Source organism: Niallia sp., from assembly GCF_031978665.1.
In the GTDB taxonomy this organism is placed as follows: Bacteria; Bacillota; Bacilli; order Bacillales; family Cytobacillaceae; genus Niallia.
Genome location: NZ_DALZDK010000014.1, coordinates 26,228 through 41,720, shown reverse-complemented (window position 1 = coordinate 41,720; position 15,493 = coordinate 26,228). Strand labels below are relative to the sequence as shown.

At 34.3% G+C, this 15,493-nt stretch carries 11 protein-coding genes and 1 other annotated feature; of the genes, 7 read left to right on the top strand and 4 right to left on the bottom strand.

The annotated features are described in order from the left end of the window. Nucleotides 1-126 precede the first annotated feature (126 nt). The gene (locus RTL21_RS09545; RefSeq protein ID WP_312095648.1) at nt 127-3,000 is read right to left on the bottom strand and encodes a transglycosylase domain-containing protein; all 2,874 of its coding nucleotides are present in this window, start codon (nt 2,998-3,000) and stop codon (nt 127-129) included. Nucleotides 3,001-3,147: 147 nt separating this feature from the next. Then, nucleotides 3,148-3,373 (top strand) — a binding site (T-box leader). Between the two features lie 87 nt (nt 3,374-3,460). On the opposite strand from RTL21_RS09545, the gene tyrS reads away from it, so the two are divergent. Together tyrS and RTL21_RS09535 are read left to right on the top strand one after the other, a co-directional pair. After that, complete coding sequence (gene tyrS / locus RTL21_RS09540) at nt 3,461-4,717, top strand: tyrosine--tRNA ligase (protein ID WP_312095647.1); 1,257 nt, start codon at nt 3,461-3,463, stop codon at nt 4,715-4,717. A gap of 263 nt (nt 4,718-4,980) precedes the next feature. Further along, nucleotides 4,981-5,757, top strand: a complete 777-nt coding sequence (locus RTL21_RS09535; RefSeq protein WP_312095646.1) for a hypothetical protein — start codon at nt 4,981-4,983, stop codon at nt 5,755-5,757. A 119-nt stretch (nt 5,758-5,876) separates the two neighbouring features. Here the strand turns inward: RTL21_RS09535 and rpsD are convergent, their stop codons facing one another. Further along, entirely contained in the window at nt 5,877-6,479 is a 603-nt protein-coding gene (rpsD, locus tag RTL21_RS09530; protein ID WP_312095645.1) for a 30S ribosomal protein S4, read from the bottom strand. A gap of 832 nt (nt 6,480-7,311) precedes the next feature. Here rpsD and RTL21_RS09525 point away from each other — a divergent pair. Further along, nucleotides 7,312-9,186, top strand: a complete 1,875-nt coding sequence (locus RTL21_RS09525; protein WP_312095644.1) for a sensor domain-containing diguanylate cyclase — start codon at nt 7,312-7,314, stop codon at nt 9,184-9,186. 80 nt (nt 9,187-9,266) lie between these two features. Here RTL21_RS09525 and RTL21_RS09520 read toward each other — a convergent pair whose 3' ends face one another. Further along, nucleotides 9,267-9,749 carry a GAF domain-containing protein gene (locus RTL21_RS09520; protein WP_312095643.1) on the bottom strand — a complete coding sequence of 161 codons (483 nt, stop codon included), beginning with the start codon at nt 9,747-9,749 and terminating at the stop codon, nt 9,267-9,269. Between the two features lie 279 nt (nt 9,750-10,028). Here RTL21_RS09520 and refZ point away from each other — a divergent pair, with 279 nt between their 5' ends. After that, entirely contained in the window at nt 10,029-10,655 is a 627-nt protein-coding gene (gene refZ, locus RTL21_RS09515) for a forespore capture DNA-binding protein RefZ (protein WP_312095642.1), read from the top strand. Here refZ and hisJ read toward each other — a convergent pair. Then, complete coding sequence (hisJ, locus tag RTL21_RS09510; RefSeq protein WP_312095641.1) at nt 10,638-11,444, bottom strand: histidinol-phosphatase HisJ; 807 nt, start codon at nt 11,442-11,444, stop codon at nt 10,638-10,640. The two genes, refZ and hisJ, sit on opposite strands and share 18 nt — an antisense overlap. A gap of 383 nt (nt 11,445-11,827) precedes the next feature. Between hisJ and ezrA the strand changes: the two genes are divergently transcribed. From ezrA to RTL21_RS09495, 3 genes are all read left to right on the top strand, one after another. Beyond that, nucleotides 11,828-13,531, top strand: a complete 1,704-nt coding sequence (gene ezrA, locus RTL21_RS09505) for a septation ring formation regulator EzrA (protein WP_312095640.1) — start codon at nt 11,828-11,830, stop codon at nt 13,529-13,531. Nucleotides 13,532-13,913: 382 nt separating this feature from the next. Beyond that, nucleotides 13,914-15,059 (top strand): cysteine desulfurase family protein, encoded by a 1,146-nt coding sequence (locus tag RTL21_RS09500; RefSeq protein WP_312095639.1) that lies wholly within the window; start codon nt 13,914-13,916, stop codon nt 15,057-15,059. Then, on the top strand, nt 15,056-15,493 hold a 438-nt coding region (locus tag RTL21_RS09495), incomplete at its 3' end, for a THUMP domain-containing protein (protein WP_312095638.1). The genes RTL21_RS09500 and RTL21_RS09495, both read left to right, overlap by 4 nt.

Here is a 15,493-nt window from a genome sequence, read left to right as displayed (position 1 = left end):
AACTTTACTGAAACAGCTCTTTATAACACTAATAAAAACCCGAACAACCATATGGGATTCCCTTTTGGTTGTTCGGGTTTGTCTATGGCTGGAATACTTTTTCCCAGCCCCTAAAGCATGCTTTAATTATTCTTTTCCATTTTCATCAGCTTTATCGGTTTGCTCTGTCTTGCTTTGTTGGTTTGTTGTAGCTGGTTTATTATCGTTTTTCTCTTGGTTATTATTACTTTTCTCTTGATTTACCTTAGTATTCTTTTTTGTCTGTTTTTCTTGTGTTTTTCCTATTACAATTTTATTTGATTCCTTCGATTCTTTCCCAGCTATATCAACAGCCTTAACGATAAAGGTCCCGTTTCCAGCTTTAAAACTTAACGTATTTTCTGCTTTTATGCTTTTCACCTTTTTCCCATCTTTATATACACGATAACCAATAACATCTTTTTCGTTATGCTTATTCCATCTAATCGTGTCGCCTTTAAGACTGATTTTGAGTGCGCCAGGCACCTTTCCATTATCCTCGATTTTATTATTTGGAATGATAAGATTCTTCAGCTTTGGGTTATTCTCGCTAAGCATACTAGGATCACTAATGCGGATTCCAAATAGTTTCTCGATGTAATCAGGATTTAGCATTAATCCTGATTCGGAAAATTCACTTGGGGTTGAATCTAATGCCATGTATTTTTTATTGCCAATTTGAACATATTTTCCTGCTACTAAGCTATCATCTCTTTTGGATGGAACAGTACCAGATTTAAATAAATCGGTTGTAACTAACCCAGCCTTTGAGCAACCCTCAGAAGGTAATAGTCCAGAAATAGAACATACGGATTGTCTTACGATTCCCCCTGGCATTTTAAAGGTTTCTGGGGGATCTACAAGCTCAGGTGCTACGTCGTAAGCAGCATTCAGTAAATCTGCCCATAAATAGTTATTACGTTTACTGTATGATAAACCAGATGTTTCTAATGATTTTGGTGTATCATAACCTGTCCACACACCGAACGTAACATTCGGATTTGTAGCAATTAACCAAGAGTCATTTAGATCTTGGGTTGTTCCGGTTTTTCCAGCCCAATCTGAATGGAATTTTAAGCGGCCATTTACAGCAGCGGCAGTTCCTTGATTGATAACATCTCTCATCATGTCTAATGTTAAATAGGCTGTTTGTGGACTAAATACATCCACTGGCTCTACTTCATGCTGATAGATAACATTACCATTTTTATCTTCTATTTTCTCTATCATATATGCGTCAATATGTTTACCATTATTAGCAAATGTAGAAAATGCATTTGTATTTTCCTCAACTGTTACACCATATGAGAGTCCTCCTATGGCAGCAGATCTTGTAGAATAGTCTTTTTCATCTAAAGTAGTAATACCCATTTTCTCCAAGTATTTCATTGGATTTTGCGGCATGATATCAATATATGCCTTTACTGCAGGTACATTATAAGATTGTTGCAGTGCATACCTTGCAGTCACCAAGCCGTGGAATCGGAAATCATAGTTGTTTGGCCATACTTTACCTGGTGAACTAGGATTTAACCGTAATGGTACGTCGGGAAGAACACTACCTGGCGATAAGGTGCCTAATTCAATAGCGGGAGCATAAACTAATAATGGCTTCATTGTTGATCCATTTGGTCGCACACTGCTAGTAGCATGGTTTGTAGCTTCACGATTATAATCGCGTCCCCCAACAAAGCTTATGATAGCTCCCGTTTTGTTTTCTATTAGAACTGCTCCGGTTTCTACTGGTTCCATGATGGTAACTTTTTCTTTTGTTTCTGGATCAATCACTTGTTGTGGCTTATCTGGTCCAAAAAGAGTGGAGTTTTTAACCGTTTTTTGTTGAATATCATACACTTTCTTGTTAATGGTACTATGAATTTTATACCCATTTTGATGGACTTGACGGTCAGCGATGGTCATATATTGTTCTGCTAAAACGTCGTCTGCTTCTAAGTCTTCTGTTGTATATCCATCTTCTTTTGCTAACATCTCAGCAATGATTTGTTTACTTCGTTTTTCAATTTCAATAGTTAACGCAGGATAGTCTTCAATTGGGCTTTTTTTAGGGCCGATAAAATCCTTCGTTATGTCATACTTTATTGCTGCTTCATATTCTTTTTTAGAAATCTTCTCTTGATCATACATTCTGTTTAAAACGATTTTCATTCGATTTAATCCAGGTTCTAAGTTCTTTTTCAGCTTTCCTTCCTGGGTAAACGGTGTATAACCAAAGGGACTTTGTGGAAGGCCAGCAATAAATGCAGCCTGCGGCAGAGTTAAGTCTTTCGCATTAACACCAAAGATTCCATTTGCTGCTGATTGCACACCAGCAATATTTCTTCCAGAAGAGTTTCTTCCAAAGGTTGAAACATTTAAGTATGCTTCTAATATTTCGTCTTTCTCAAAAAATTTCTCTAGCCTCAGTGCAAGCAATATTTCCTTCGCTTTTCGTTCAAAGGATACCTCATTTGTTAAAATTTGGTTTTTGATTAATTGTTGTGTTAATGTACTCCCCCCGGATTGAGTGGAAGTATTGGCAACTTCTTGAAATAATGCGCGGAAGATTGCTTTTGGAACTACGCCGTTATGTGTATAGAAATTTTCATCCTCAGTAGCAATAACAGCATCTTTTAAATAGGCTGAAACATCCTTAATTTTTACTTCTTCTCGTTCAAGTTCAGTAGGTACCTTCCCTAGATACTCATTGTTAGCAAAGTATAATTCTGATGTTTCTTCATAATTATAAATATCTTTTTGCATTGCTGCATAAGGACGGATTGGTTCATCTTTAACTAGTGACGCAAAGTATCCTGCACCAATTCCGATCCCAAAAGCACCACCAATTACTATAATCAGGATAAATAGTAAAGTCACATTCCATGTTACCTCATAGGTTACACGGGCTCCTTTTAGTGTTCGTTTATTGGTGAAGAAGTTTTTAAAATGGTTTAAAACATTTTTCCACTTCGGCCTTTCATTCATGGTATCATTCCCCCTAAAATCACATACATTATAGCATAAGTCAGAGGGGAATATAGGCAGAGTTCGATATTTTTCCTGTTTTTTCGAATAATCGTTTGACAAAAACTGCATGCTTATGATAAAAATAAGCTAACTATATATTGATTCGTTATTGCTTTGAAGGGAAAAAGTAGTTCTTTTATCACTATAAACAGAGAGCCATTGGTCGGTGTAAAATGGTATATATAAAAGGATGAATTACCTCCTGGAGCTTTCACTGGGAAAGTTAGACTAATTAGTAGCAGTGAACGGCATGAACCGTTATTCTAAATGAAGTGGAGAATCTATATTTCTCAAGCTCTGGGTGGTACCGCGCTAATTTGGCGTCCCTGCATTTTACATGCAGGGACTTTTTTGCGTTTATTAGAGCAATAACGAAAAAATATGACAAGTGCAACTATCATTACATGGAGGAATATAAATGAATTTATTAGAAGATCTTCAATGGAGAGGAATTATTTATCAGCAAACAGATGAAGATGGGCTGAAAGAACAATTAGCAAAAGGAATGACAAGTTTATACTGTGGGGTAGACCCAACCGCTGATAGTATGCATATTGGACATTTACTGCCATTTCTAACGTTAAGACGTTTTCAAAATGCAGGGCATCGTCCGATTGTATTGGTTGGCGGTGCTACTGGTTTAATCGGGGATCCGAGTGGTAAAAGTGAAGAAAGAAAGCTGCAAACGTTAGATGTTATTGGTCATAATGTGGAATGCCTGCAAGCGCAATTAGAAAGAATTTTTGATTTTGATGGAACTAATGGTGCAGTGATGGTGAATAACTATGATTGGGCAGGGAAAATGGATATTGTAACATTCCTACGTGATTACGGAAAACATATTGGGATAAACTACATGTTAGCAAAAGATACAATTGCTAATCGCTTAGAAACTGGAATTTCCTTTACAGAATTTACGTATACCATTTTACAAGCATTAGACTTTTTACACCTATATGAAAACCATGATTGTAAATTGCAAATTGGCGGTAGTGACCAATGGGGAAATATTACAACTGGGTTAGAGTTAATTAGAAAGAATATGCCAGAAGGTGCCAAGGCGTATGGATTAACGATTCCTCTTGTAACAAAGGCTGACGGTACAAAGTTCGGTAAAACAGAAAGTGGGGCTATTTGGTTAGATCCTGAAAAAACAACTCCGTATGAGTTCTATCAATTTTGGATTAACACAGCTGATGCAGATGTGATAAAATATTTAAAATTCTTCACATTTCTTTCAAAAGAAGAAATTGAAGCATTAGAAAAATCTGTACAAGAAGAAGCTCATTTACGTAAAGCTCAAAAAACATTAGCGGAAGAAATGACAAAATTAATCCATGGTGAAGCAGCACTTGAGCAGGCGCAAAAAATAACTGCGGCATTATTTAGTGGAGACATTAAAAACTTAACAGCAGAAGAAATCAAACAAGGCTTTAAAGATGTACCAACATATGAACATATAGAAGAAGAAGCTCTTCTTGTAGATTTACTAGTTGCAGCAGGAATTGTATCCTCGAAAAGACAAGCGCGTGAAGATATAACCAATGGTGCTGTCTATATCAATGGGGAACGCAATCAGGAATTAGATTATGCTCTTACAGCTGAAGACCGTATAGAAGGACAGTTTACTGTAATTCGACGCGGGAAGAAAAAATATTATTTAATTAAGTTTTAAAGCAAAACGCCCTGAAAGGATACCTTTTGGGGCGTTTTTAATGGAAAGGCTTTGTTGCTGAATGAAGAAACTTTTTAGACTCCTTCTTTTCTAATGGCAACTTTTTGTTACAATATATTGTCTAAAATGTGAAAGAGTAATCTTTTCTTCCAATTGCAATCTGTTTATTCTATAAAATGATTTATACTTATAGATATAAACAATTAATTGAAGGAGGGAGAAACGGGAAGATGTAAACTAGACTTACTTTTCCTGTAAAATCAATGAAACTAAACAGTGAAGTCTTAAATGTACCGTCTCCTTTTTTAGAGTATATTGTAATGCGGATGTTTATGATGAAGTATTATGAAAAGGATCATTACTCCATCGCTTTCCAATACCCTTTAAATCATTTTGAAAGCAGTTATGTAATCCCTGAATTTCAAATGCTTTTCGATAAAGTAAGATGGAAAAATAATGTTGTTACGCTAACTAATTTGCGCCAAAATATATACGATCAAATTCTCACGCAGGTAAGCTGTTGTGATATGCAATCTTCCTATTTTGCGATAATTCACTATTTAAATCAACAGACAAAAGTGGAGGATCGAATGGATACATTTCCAACAATCCTAACTGGTGATCTCGTTTCGCCAGAGTGGAGTGTGGATGTCCAAAAAGACGGTATTATAGAGTTGTTCAAGAATCAAAGGGCGTTAGGGGATAGGCAAGACTATTCTTATGGAGAGTCAAAGGGGAAGAACAACTTGGGGATACAAAAGATAATATGTCAGGTAGTCCATGAATACTGGCTTATATACGAACAAAAACGGGAAAAAACGGTCATTCAAATTAGTCTACCAAACATTAAATATACTAGAGACCTTGAGTGTAAAGTAAAAGCATTATTCTTTCCTTTTTTTCACCAAGTACAAATAGCAACTTTTTTTTATGAGGAAGGACTATATATAAACAATATCCTCTTGAAAAGACCGAGAAAAAAAGAAAAGGTTGATTGGGGTGAGTTGCTTTTTCCGTTGGGAGAAGAAAGTGGCTTTTGATTAGAAGAAGTTGGATGGAAAAACAATAAAGGGAATTCTTTTTATGGGTACCAATAACATTAACAAAAAACCCCTGATTCCAAAAGGAATTCAGGGGTTTTCTAGCATTGGCAAATCTATTAACGAGAGTAGAACTCAACGATAAGAGCTTCGTTAATTTCAGCTGGTAATTCAGAACGCTCTGGTAAACGAGTGAAAGTACCTTCTAATTTATCTGCATCAAAAGTTAAGAAATCAGGTACGAAGTTATTTACTTCTACTGCTTCTTTAACAACTTCAAGGTTGCGAGATTTTTCACGTAAAGTGATCGTTTGACCAGCTTTAACGCGGTATGATGGAATATCAACACGTTTGCCATCAATTAAAATATGACCGTGGTTAACTAATTGACGCGCTTGACGGCGAGTACGAGCTAAACCTAAACGGTAAACAACGTTATCTAGGCGAGTTTCTAATAAGATCATGAAGTTTTCACCATGCTTACCAGTCATTTTGCCTGCGATATCAAAAAGATTACGGAATTGACGTTCGTTTACACCATACATGTGACGAAGTTTTTGTTTTTCTTGTAATTGTAATCCGTATTCTGATAATTTTTTACGTTGGTTTGGACCATGTTGTCCTGGAGCGTAAGGGCGTTTATCTAACTCCTTACCTGTACCACTTAAAGAAATACCAAGACGACGAGAAAGTTTCCAGCTTGGACCTGTATAACGAGCCATAATTGACTCCTCCTTCATGTTTTTATTTGGTAAAATAAAAACAGATGTAACATGTCTTCTTATTTATTTTGTCTTCCTGTACCTTCGCCCTAGCAGCCAAGGGTTACACAATACACCATCAAAAATAATCCTGAGGGACAAAATAGAACAAAAAGTGTTTACATATGCTGCGCTATTTTACACAAAGAATATTATATGATTTTTATAGGGGAAAAGTCAAGTGGTGCTTTTCTATTATTTTCACCCCCCTAAACGGATGCCTTCCGCTTTTCTAATGAATGGGTAGAAACGCAATGACATATGCTATAGAATATAGGATATGTTAAGGGGACGAAAATATATTTTTTGTCTACCTATTTATGGTTAATATGATATAATTAGTATAATTTAACTATATTATTGGGTGGGGTTTTCCAAAAATCACTTAACTCTTTTTTACATACATTGTAAGATTAAGCCTATTGTATGGTAACATTTAGTTACTTGCCAGTAAGATTCCTTCTGTTTGCATTGGTGAACAGATAAGTAATTAGAACTGTTTTTTTAGGCTTGGTAATGTAGCATCATTTGTTTTTCATCCTCATAGAAAATTATTTCCCGTTAATCTATTTAATTTGCTTTTTTTGAAAGGGTGTTTTTTCGGATCCATTCTAATAGGAGCATCTATTTATGAATAAGCAAAAAAGTATTATAATTACGGCTATAAAATAGCAAATTTAATAGTAAAGAAAAAAGATTTGTTACTGGGTAAGAGTTTGTCGATTTATTTTTAATCTTTTTTAAATTTATTAAATCAAAGAATGAATAGTTAGGTGAATTAGGTGATAAAAACATGGACTTCCTTGGCCACCAAAAAATATTAATTTTAAAAAGCCGTTTTTTTGAATTGTATGATACCAAATGGATAGATGGAAATTATGACATAATTATCCATGAGGCGCTTCAAGCAATCCAAGAAGTATTTGGAGCAGTTGCAGTCACTTTATATACAAGTGAAGAGTGGGATGTCAATTGGACAATTGTATCCTCCACTGAAAAGATGGATTGTCTAGGAAAAACGACCTGTATAAAGGAAAAATTTTCTTTTGCATGTGAACATAAATTTTATCGAACACCTATAGAGGAAGATTCGTTACATGATTATATGATATTAGCTTTAAAGAGTAAGGAAAAAGTGGACCATATTTTGGCGATTAAGATTCAAAAAGAATTATTGGATGATTCAAATGGGGAAATTTCTTTATTTGATATGGCAGGAAAAGAAGTCGGAATATTTTTTAAAAATATGCAAAATATGGCGAATATTTATAAAGATAAAAAGAAATATAAACAACTATTTAAAGTGACAGAGAAATTTCATTCATCCATGATGATGGAAGATGTACTAAGAGAGGTTATTTTCACGTTAAAAGAAGTATATCCTTCGTATCATTATTATCTTTTGCTCTCACATGATAATAATAGTCCGATGGATTTGCCGGTGAAAGACTTGGAGTATGACAGTGAAAACATGGCTGCGATGGAAGCATATGTTACTGCTGAAATACAATTTGAAAATTTGAAAGAAGAAATAAGTTCTGTTATATATGCGCCGTTAAAAGGAAAACAAGGAGTCTATGGAGTTTTACAAATTATTGTTCCAGATGTTATCTCTTTTCCCCAAAACGAAGTGGAATTTATTTCCCTATTAGCTAATACAGCAGGAGGAGCTTTGGAAAATGCTCAGCTTTATCAACAGTCAAAAAAGTTGGTTGCCGATTTGCAATTAATTAATGAGGCTTCTGATCAATTAAATTCCAATTTGCGTTTAAATGAAATGATGACCTATATTTGTGAAAGAATATCTGCTAGTTTTGATGCGAAAGAAGTAGGGTTTATCCTGTTTTCCCTTGAAAATGATTCAACAAAAGTGCTATTAGGAAGTTCTTCCTTCTTTTTCGAGCCGGAATCTATAGAATACATTAATTATTTTAAGGAGAAAATTCAAGTAGAGAAAGATTCCTTATTTTTAGGGGATTTCAGTATGCAGCTTGAGGATGTTAAGTATAAGTCCATCATGGCTGTACCAATGATGCAAACAGGGGTATTAAAGGGATTCGCTATTGTAATGCATCCAGAGCCATACCATTTTTCATTTGATACATTTAAATTATTGCAATCATTAATTCATCATTCTACCCTTGCCTTAACCAATTCTTTGTTAAGAGAGGAATTGGAAAAGATGGTTGTAACAGATCATTTAACGAAACTTTATTCAAGAAGCTATTTGGATGAAAAAATTCAGAGGTCCTTACTAGAAGATAAGGAAGGGACGTTTATTTTAATCGATATTGATGATTTTAAATTAATAAATGACACATATGGACATCAAATTGGCGATGATATTATTATTCAAGTGGCAAATATTATCAAAGAAAATATTCGAAGTTCAGATGTTGGTTCCAGATGGGGTGGGGAGGAGTTAGCTATTTACCTGCCTAAAGTACCTCTTTCTTTAGGTGTTACAATTGCTGAAAGATTAGTTAAAAAGGTAAGGGACCATTCTAAACCATCTGTCACCATATCATGTGGGGTTTCCTATTGGAATAAACAAACGAATGATACGTATAATACGCTTTTTAAGCGCGCAGATAAAGCATTATATATAGCAAAAGAAACAGGAAAAGACAAGGTTGTTATTCAAAATACTTTTCTTGTTAGCGAATAAAAAGGTGTTCTGCCTCTCTTTTTGAAGAAAGGTAGAACACCTTTTTATATTAGTCTAATATGGATTATTCCATCAAATTATTATAAAAACTTAACTAATGTGGAAGCAAACAATTCTAAATAAGTTTGATCCAATTCATCAAATCTATTTTTGTCTGGTGAATCAATATCAAGGACTCCAATTAAAGTTCCGTCTGCCTTTAATAATGGAATAACAATTTCTGATTGAGAGGCTGCGTCACAGGCAATATGACCAGGGAATTGATGGACGTCCTCCACTCTTACTGTTTCTTTTTTAAGAGCGGCGGTACCGCATACTCCTTTTCCAAATGGAATGCGGACGCAAGCAGGTAATCCTTGGAATGGCCCAAGAACAAGTTCATTGTCTTCTACAAGATAGAAGCCCACCCAGTTTACATTTTGTAAAAATTGATTTAATAGAGCGGATGCATTAGAAAGATTTGCTATTGCATTATGTTCTCCTTCTAATAAAGCACGTAATTGTTTTTCAACTAATTGGTACTGCTCTTCGCGCTTTCCTTTATATGCTTCGACGCTAAACATGTATATCACCAATCTTTCTCATTTTTTATGTTGTTTTTTGACGATTAATATAGGAAAATCCACTACTTTGTCGGAAAACTTTTAAAGGAATCTCCTTATTTATAAAGAAGTGTATTCAATAGAACAACGATAGCTTTTATAGGCTGTTTTATAAAATAATATTAGTTATTGAAATGCTACACTATCTTCTTGAAAAAAACAGTCTTTCTAATGAATAGAAGTTTTTAATAATTCAACCATACTTTTTAAGGATTCGCAATAGAAAAGAGGTAAGGCTAGATGAAAGAACTTTCAACAAGGGATGCCATTGTAGAAGCAGCCATTACATTATTTAATCGGAAAGGTTATCATGGTACTTCTATCCGAGATATAGCTGGATTAGCTAATGTAAATACAGCGAATATTTCCTATTATTTTAATGGAAAACAAGGGTTGTTAGAGTATTGTTATATGAACTTTTTTGAGACATATTTAGAACAGCTAGAACAAGTGTTTATACAATCTGACAATCCGACAGAAAAATTAAAAAAAATGGTGGACTGCATTATCACATACCAATGTAAAAATCCTCAACTAACGCGCTTTATTTTACGAGAAGTTTCGATTGATTCACAAGTTGTTAGAGAAATAATGTCCACTTATTATGTGAAAGAAAGATATATCTTTACACAAGTTTTTGAAAAAGGCATAGAGAGAAAAGAATTTAGGAAACAATCTATTTCCTATAGTATCATTCAATTAAAAGGACTACTCTCCATGCCTTTTATTCACGCTTTCTATGTAACCGAGGTTCTCCATGTTTTCTTGAATGAAGAATATTTCAAGAGAAAATATTTAGAAGAGATCCATCGATGGATTCACGATGTTGTTTGTTTGAATGAAAAAGAATTATCGATCATTCCATAACATGATGTTGCAGCCCTGGCCTAAATCTTTTGCCTGATGTGCATCTGACCCATAAACTAAGGGAATATCGCGTTTCATTGCTTCCTCAACAATCCATTTCGGAGGATATGGTTCTTTGCAATAGGGCTTATTTACACCTGCTCCATTATAATCTAGTTCATATCCATTTTTTTTCACTTCGTCTAATATGTTAAGAATGACAGCTTGGAAGTCTCGATCAACAGGGAAAAGGTGCTGGAACTTATGGATAAGTGTCATATGACCTATTCGCTTTGGTTTGGCTGGACCTAAGTCTGCATGAATTGATTTCAAAAGTGTTTGATAGTAGCAGTCATATACTTTTGAAATCTCCCCATACTGTTCGACCATTTTCCCAAAAAGTTCAGGACTATAATCAACACAATCATAGTGATTGGACAAGGGATTTTTCAAAAAATGCACACTTAAAATACTGTCGTCTAAAAAATGCCCCCACTCATCTAGGAATTCTTTTATTTCTGGCTCAAATCCCTCAATATAATCAATTTCCAGTCCTACATTTATTTTGATTATCTTTTCGTATTCTTTTTTGATACTATGTACTTGTTTTAAATAGAAGGGCAAATTTTCCATTGCAATGCTACTGTCTTGGGTTGGTGTTGTATCGATAAACCCTTTTGGTAATGGGGCATGCTCTGTAAATGTCATTTCATGGTAACCAAGAGCGATTGCTTGTTCAACGTATTGCTTTAGGGAATCTTTAGTCCCATGTGGACAATATGGGGTATGGATATGTCCATCTTTCTTCACCACGATAATCACCCTTTCTATTTGTTTTATTATCGATATATACCTAATATAGCAGGAAGACCAATAAAGAAGTAGTTATACGTGTTATTTTTGAAAAATACTTATATAATAAAGTTATCTATCGAACTTTGAAAAAAGTAAACGAAATTATGAAAAAAACATAAAATAATAGTCAAAAATTGTCGTTTACATGTTATCATAAATACAAAGAAATTTACCTACATAAAGGGAGACGTCCATTATCGTTTGTTGGACACAATCAGTTTTTGTGGCAGTTAGTCCTTCGCTTTTTAATTTTTGGGATTACTGCTCCTTAATATTGGATAAACAATTAGTTAAAATAGATACGGAATTATGGCCGGTGTATGAACAGGGGGCTTCAAATGAATTACATAATTGGAGGAATAGGTATTGTTATCTGCCTATTCGTAGCGGGATATTTTATTAAAAGAAAATACTATAACGGTGTCGATGAATTAGAAAATTGGAAAATAAACATGATGAATCGTCCAGTGCTGGAAGAACTTGCTAAGGTTAAGCAATTGAATATGATTGGACAAACCGAAGAGCTGTTTGAAAGATGGAGAAAAGAGTGGGACGACATTGTTACTACTGAATTACCTAATATCGAGGAATTGCTTTTTGATACAGAAAGTTATATTGATAAATATAATTTTCCAAAAGCGAAGAAGACACAAGAAACTATTCGCATGAAAATGGAAAGTGTAGATAAAAGGATTGATACCATATTAGAAGAGCTTAATAATCTTGTTGGTAGTGAAGAGAAGAACAGAACGGAAATTGAAGAGCTTAAAGAATCCTATCGTGTCAGCAAAAAAAATCTTTTAGCACATCGCCATACTTTCGGAGATACGGAAAAAATGATTGAAGCGATGCTGCATGAAATCGCGGAATTATTTGTAAGCTATGATGAAAAAACAAATAATGGGGATTATTTGGAAGCTAGAGAAATTGTCTATAAAATTCAAGATCGTTTAACAACGATTACTTATCTTATTGAGAAGATTCCACCATTACTTATTGAATGTCAGACGAAGTTGCCAGAACAACTTGATGAGTTAAAAGATGGCTATGTAGATATGTTGGAGCAAGGGTATATATTAGAACATTTGCAAATGGAAGAAGAGATAGAAAACTTAACGAATGAGCTTGCTTCAACTGAAAATGATTTGAAGGAAGGCAATGTGGAGGAAGTAGAAAAGGTTATTTCTGAAATACAGGATAAACTAGATCTACTATATGATTTATTAGAAAAAGAAGTGCTTGCAAAAAATTATTGTAGTACTAATTTGAACACAACAAAGGATATTTTAACAGATGTCCAGCAAGGAAATGCACAGTTGCAAGTCGAATTTGGATTATTGCAAAATAACTATAATCTAGATAATGAAGATATTGAGCTGCAATTTAAGCTTGAGAAGAAATTAAACTTTCTTTATAAACAATTTGAACTATTAGAACATAAGCTTCTGACGGAATCAGCAGCACATACTCTGTTGGGAGAAGAATTAAAGGAATTGAAAGAGCAATTAGAAGCTGCTTCATTAGAACAACAGGCTTTATTTGAAAAGCTACGTGCTCTTCGTAAAGATGAAGTTTCAGCCCATAATCGTATGAAAGAATTAAGTAAACAAGTGGGAGATGCTGTTAGAAGAGTTACAAATAGTAATTTACCAGGTGTTACAGAGGAATATAATGAGCTAGTGAAAGAAGCGAAAGAAAGTATCGATGAAGTAAAAAAAATGTTAGAGCGAACACCATTAAATATGGTTGAAGTGAAGAAGATAATAGATGTGACAGAAGAAAGAGTGACGTTGCTGGTTAACGCAACGATTGAATTAGTTGAAACGGTGTATTTAGCAGAGAAAATTATTCAATATGGAAACCGATATCGCCGCCAATATCAAAAAATCCATCAAGGATTACTAGAAGCAGAAGCACATTTTAGAAACTATCGCTATAAAGAAGCGTTACAGTATGCTGCAGCAACAATAGAAGAAATAGAGCCAGGAAGTACGAATAAAATCGATGCTTGGTCACAGGAATGGAAAGAAAATGAAAAGTAATAAGATGCACATAATTTCATAATTAGGAGAAAAAGTCTGAGGGAACTCAGACTTTTTGCTTTGGAAAGGGATAGCATTCTTTAAGAGTGGTGTCCTATTATCTGTAAGAAATAGACAGTTTATATGTTAAAATAATGCGATTTTGAAGCTTATTCTTATATTTGCAAAAGTTTTAACATATGGTAGCATAATAAAGTGAAACTTCAACAGGGACTTATTGCCCGTTAATTTGGGATAACTAATTGTTTGTAGATAGACGCAACATGGTAACATAGCTGTGTGTAACGTTTCTTATACAGACAAATAATGAAAAAATAAAGCGGTATAGGAAGATATTAAGAAAAAAACGAATTTTTTATAATGGAAAGGAACTTCCGATGTAATGATTTATTTAGATAATAGTGCGACAACCAAGCCTTTTTCAGAGGTTATTGAATCATATACGACTGTATCTCAAAAATATTTTGGAAATCCATCCTCTATCCATCGAATCGGGATGGAATCTGAGAAACTGTTAATACAGGCAAGAGAACAAATTGCGGGGCTCTTAGAGGTAAAAAGCAATGAAATTTATTTTACCTCTGGTGGAACGGAAGGGAATAATACTGTATTAAAAGGAATTGCCCGTACTTATAAAGGAAGAGGAAATCATATTATAACGACAACTGTTGAACATGATTCCATTCATAAAGTAATGGAGCAATTAGAAGAAGACGGTTTTTCGATTTCTTATGTTCCAGTTAATGAATTTGGACAAGTTTCAATCGAGGAAATAATCAAACATATCCGTAAAGAAACCATCCTAGTTTCTGTTATGCATGTAAATAATGAAATAGGTTCTATTCAGTCGATTGAAGAAATCGGTAGGCTATTATCCAATTATCCAAATATATTTTTTCATGTAGATGGTGTACAAGGAATTGGAAAACAAGTAATTTCATTAAATAAGGCAAAGGTAGATGCTTATACCATTTCTGCCCATAAGTTTCATGGATTAAAGGGAAATGGTGTTTTATATATAAAAGAAGGAAAAAGAATGGAGCCATTATTAGCAGGTGGAGGGCAAGAGAATACTTTTCGAAGTGGAACTGAGAATGTAGCTGGTGCGGTAGCTACTGCCAAGGCTTTACGGATACAGCTGCAAAATCAAAAGGAGAAACTGTCTATCCTAAAGCAGATGAATGCTTATTTGCGTGAGCAATTAGCTAGGATAGAAGGTATCTCTATCCATTCGCCTGATCTAGGAAAAAGTATTCCGCATATTCTAAATTTCTCGATCGAAGGAATAAAAGCAGAAGTATTTGTTCATGCATTAGAGGAACGGGATATTTATATTTCCACTACCAGTGCATGTTCATCTAAAACAAATAAAATTAGTAAAACATTATTAGGTATGGGTGTACCAGAACAAATTGCGGAAAGCTCCTTCCGAATTAGTTTATCCTATGAAAATACAATGGAAGAAATGGAAAAAGTAGTTGATGCTATAAAAGATATTCAGAAATGGTTGAGAGGGGTAATGAAGTGAAATACGATCGTATTTTAATACGTTATGGAGAGCTATCTACGAAGGGGAGAAACAGAAAACAATTCGTAGATAAATTAAAACGGACAATAGCAAAGTCTCTTGAGGGCTTTCCATCTGTTTCAATTGAAGCAAAAAGAGAAAGAATGTATATTATGTTAAACGGTGAAAAGGTAGAGGAAATTTCTAAAGTACTTAAAAATATCTTTGGTATCCAATCCTTTAGCCCGGCAGTAAAGATCGATAGAGATATAGAGAAAGTAAAAGCGGCTGCTTTTGATATTGTTTCTTCTTTATATAAGGACGGATGTACTTTTAAAATAAGTGCAAGACGTGCTGATAAAGAGTTTGAACTTGATACAAATGAAATTAATCAGGCGATTGGTGGTCATTTACTAAAAAATATCCCTGGTTTAAAAGTAGATGTCAAAAATCCT